Annotated in this window: 2 protein-coding genes; both read right to left on the minus strand. The window is 45.9% G+C overall.

Features of this window, described 5'->3' with window-relative positions:
- Positions 1 to 215 (minus strand): hypothetical protein (locus tag V6C93_RS25030; protein WP_333479388.1); only part of this gene is annotated, 215 nt, incomplete at its 3' end.
- A gap of 179 nt (positions 216 to 394) precedes the next feature.
- On the minus strand, positions 395 to 4,771 hold a 4,377-nt coding region (locus V6C93_RS25035; RefSeq protein ID WP_333479389.1), incomplete at its 5' end, for a hypothetical protein.

The raw sequence follows: 4,771 nt of genomic DNA on the forward strand, positions 1-4,771 counted from the left end.
TAGAAAGGAGAAGATGGGGTAAAGACAAATTCATTGTTCTGGGCGGGAAGAGTATAAAGTCTGGCATCTTGGTCAAACCAAGACAAAAATTCAAAGCGAGTAACTTTCTCCTTTCCTGTGACAACTTCCCAAGGACTTTCCCTAGCCGGAAGAGGTCTACTAAACTGATAAAAAACTAAGAGGAAAGGAAGTGCACATGAGAGGATACTAATCAAAAAAAGCCTACGCCTAATCTTGATAAATCGCAAATTTATTCAACTCCCTCTATAAAATGGCCAAGGAAATTCAACAGTTTAGGACTGACGCACAGCCTTTCTTGGTAGGGTGTGTTAGCGTAGCGTAACGCACCATATTCACTCAGGACTATCGACCTTCAAATCTGAGCTAAAGATATCTAAAGCTCAATATAAATTTTGTTCGGCAAACCTTGAACATCCAGTTCCAGTCGCGACTTTTTATTATCACAGACTAAGCCACCACTGTAGCCGCTTGTAGAAAGTGCAAATGCTAATTGATTCCCACCAACTGCTTCCACTGTTGCGTCCCCAATAATGACTTTACATTGTGCCCCATCCACTCGCACTTCCCGACTGTTGAGCGCATCTGTAATTAAAACTTGTTTACCCTGTCTCATCACCTTGATGACCAGGTGACGAACCCCAAACCGAATGACTCCATCCCCTAGTTGTTCTATCTTTGTTCCATTCGGCAAGCCTCTTATCACAAATTGCAATTTCGTAGCTGTTGGCGATTTGGATGGTTCTGAGGAGGTAGCCGTAGACTGAGAAGCAGAAACTTGGGGGGTTGGACGCTCTTTCGGTGCGGCTGGGGGCTCAAGCGGCACCGAGTCCGTAGAAATTGCCCAGGCATCCGCTTTTTTGAGCATTTCTGAATGGCTTTTTGCCGCTTTCTCTATTTGCCCATGAGTTCTGGCGTAATCCTCCTGTTTCTTCTTCGTAGCAATCCAACGCTCTTGGGCAAACTGACGTAATTCCGGGTTAGAATTTGAAACAAATTGCTCGTAAAATTCGAGGGTTTCTACGAGTGAACCAATTTTTTCTAAGGCAATTCCCACTTGCTGCATCAACAGAGAATGCTGCCAGTCAGAAGTTAATAAAACTTGTTCTTTTAAGAATTTCTTATAGAGCTTACGATGCTCTTTGATAATGTCATTGGGAGTTAAATCGGAAACTGCAATTTCATATACAAAATCAAACTTTAAGTCTGCTTTTTGACGTTCATAACCGATGATTTTCGGTGAATATTTCTCGATCGCTTCGATCGCATCAGGCCAATGCTTCTTACGATAAAGATACTGTAATAAAACGGTGAGCAGCTTGATTGTTGGTGCATCTTGGCTTGCCTTCTCAAAGCACTCTTTAACCTTGGCTAATTCATCCAGCCAGATATAGACAACAAAAGCTTGTTGATATTGCTGCTTGATTTCTAAGGCAGGTGCAACGTAGGGGAGCCAGTGGAGCAGGCGTGGTTTTCCTGCCTTTTCCCACTCGGCAATAATAGTGCCATGTTCCCCAGCTTGTGCCAGATATTCCAAACCCTCAGGAATACCTAAAAGTTTGGCTTTTGCACGATTGTACTCAGGATTTTGGGGGACATCACATTCTTCCCAAATCCGCACCGCTTCTTCATAGTTTTCGGCACGGTATAAACACTCAGCTGTTAGTGAATTCAGTTGAACGTTATGCTCAGATAGAGGGCTATAACCATGTGTTTCTAAAGCTTCTAATCCTTTAGCAAACTGTTGCCATTGAGTAGGTTTAATGTTGGAAACATTGAGTAACCCTTCAAGGCGGTTCTCATACTCCTCGATCGCACTTTTCCATTGCTGACTATCAAGGCTTGAAGGTTGCAGGTTAGAGGAAAGGGTTGAAGGTTGCAGGTTGGTCGATTGGTTAGAAGTTGCAACGCTCAGCGACTTATTGCCCCTAATTAATGAGGTGAAGGCGTTGAGAGCCTCTAAATCCTTGGGATCGGCAACCATAAACAGAGTGAGAGAACGCTCTATCGACTGATTTTCGGGGTGCAGGTTGTACCAAGTGGCTAACTCTGACCAGCACATTCCTTGCCAGTAGCAATCCCAAGCTTCTTCGGTTTTATTTAAGGTGAAAAAGTAGTTTCCCGCCTCCAAAAATTTCTCTTCAAATTTGAGCGTCCAAGCTTCACAAAAGTCGGCTTTTTCCCTGTCACCGAGATCGTTGTAGAACTGTCTGGCGCGTCTGAGTAAATCGGGGTTGTGTGTATTTAATCCCTTAGTCTCAAACTCATAGGCGATCGCACCTGGGTTATCTTCGCGCAGTTCCTGTACCGTTCTGGGATTACCGATGCTGATAGTACGAACATTCTCTTGCCAGGGTTCTTGGCTTTTGGCGTAATAGAGCATGGCTTGCAACAACGCTTCATCACTCGCGTATTGCCACAACTGGCGATCGCCTTTTTCTGAATCCACCACAAACAGATGTTCGGTTGCTCTGGATGCCGCCACGTAAAGCTTATTGAAAAAGTATTCTACCTTGACTCGTTGGTCAATCCCTTTCCCACTAAGAGTCCAGACGTTTTGGTTGCAGTCTTCCCCAAACTTGTAGAGAATAACCTTTTTAAACTCCAATCCTTTCGCTGCGATCGCACTCAATACATTCTTCAGTGGTTCAGGGGAATTGGGACTTTCGACTTCTACCTGTGTTACGGTGTCCCCTTCTTCCTCTGGAACCAACCGAGGGAAAATTTCCGAGAGAACCTCATCGGCTTGAGCATAAGCCACTTCTTCACCTTCTTCACAAGGCACAATAATAATCGTGTCTCGGATATAATCCCTTAGTTCTTCAGGACTAATATTCTGGTTGAGAATGAACTTTTGCGGTTCGGAGAAGTTGCCTTGCTGCCATGCCGTCTGAGGCTTGAGTTCAGCTATATTAAATAAAACATGACGCCAAAGCTGAATTAAATTAGTAACTTGCACAATGGGTGGAGTAGAGCGGTAGTTATTGGCTAATTCTTGGAAATTAATCACGAGCTTTAACTGATCGGCGGGGTCTAGTGCGGTAATCACTTCCGCATCAAAGATAGCTTGCAGGCTAGACCAATGGAATCCCGTTGGATTTAACGTCTGGAAGGGGTCTCCTGCAAAGGCAAAGGGTAGACTGCGAAGGGGCTGGTATCCTAGATGATATTGGGAAAACATCGACAGCCGCATAATTAGCTGAAGTTCCAGTCGGGTAAAGTCTTGGGCTTCGTCGCAGAAAATAGCTGTATATTCAGGACGGTAACACTTCAGTTTGAGTACACGAGCAATCAAATCTTGGTCATCCCAATAGCCTTGCTGTGTGGTGATGCGCTTATACCAGCGTTCCCAGATGGTGTCATAAATACCTTGGAATTTCTCAACAGAGACGGTGTGCTCCTTGCGGGGAACTTCCTGCTGGTAATCTTCGGGAGTTATGTACTCCTCCAAACTATACCCTTTGATGAAGCTACGGATAATGTGCCAGCAGGTTTCTGGGGAATAGCGCCTGCCTTGAGGGAGGTGCAGAACGACTTTAGCTAACGATTCACAGGGACTTTTTCCCTGATACAGTTGTTTGAAGCGATGGAAGGAAATGTACTTTTCTGGGTCAAAGTTGGAACGTTCATGGGACGGTAGCAAGCCAAACAGAAATTTTTGGAACGGTTGGAAGTAGTGATCGATGCTTTCCTTCTCCTCCCCTTGACTCCTCTCTGCCACAAAGCGGTAATGGGATGCCAGTAAGGTCGTTACTCCATCTCTCGCCACCTCCAGTAAGCGCTGATTATAGGTGAGAAACAACGGCTCACCAGGGAGAGGCTGCTCACGGCGATGTCCTCGCTGGTCGTAATACTTCCGATAGCAGTAGTCGGCAAACAGATACAGCAGCATGGTAGACTTACCGCTACCCGCTCGTCCGTTGATAAATAAGGGCAACGAACCTTGACCCGGTGCTGCACTGGAAACGGACTGAAGAATCTGCTCTTCTTCCACGGAAAGAGCGAGATTGGCCTCTTTCCCTCGCTCAATTGCTAGCCAACTCTGTTCATCAGCAAGCAGATAGGAGGGATAGGAACGTTGAGCAAAGGGGGTCAAGTCATGAAGACTTAAGGGTCGTGCCAAGACGTTAGTTGTGCCAAAGCCATCAAATAAAGCCGTTTTCTTCCCGATTTGGATAATCTCTTCTCTGGAGGGTCGGTGATTAAAAGGCGCTAACAGAAACAAGACACCCCCAACAAAGGTATCAGCGGTTTGCATCTCGCTGTAAAGGATGTAATGTCCGTTCAATGTAGATAACCTTACATTCAACAAATCGGGAAAGCCTTCTGAGGGATGAGCCCCGGAGCGAATTCCCGCAACCAGTTCATAATAAGCTTCCCAGGCGTCTTGGACTTCCTGTTGCCTGAAGCGCGTCACCCATTCTTCGCTTTCATAAATCACCCAGTCCTCAGTCAGCGTCTCCATCTCCCAACTCGGAGATTCTAGCCAAGGACGCAGTTCTAGCGGTAGTTCCGGGAGTTTCTGAACGGGATGCTGCTTGTTCTTTTCATGGGTGAGCCAGTCTCGGATGTGTTGCTGATTCAGTTGAGGATCGAAGTGGGTTCTGCCATACTCTCGCGGATCGTCGAGAAACTGTTCATAGTCGCTGTCACCGCGCTTAAAGATATCGAGCAAGCATACCAGTTGCTCATCATCGACTCTTAGGATGCGTGCAATGAGTCTTCGATTGAGGATTCGGCGCTTTAAGTAAGG

Source organism: Allocoleopsis sp. (assembly GCF_036703385.1).
In the GTDB taxonomy this organism is placed as follows: Bacteria; Cyanobacteriota; Cyanobacteriia; order Cyanobacteriales; family Coleofasciculaceae; genus Allocoleopsis.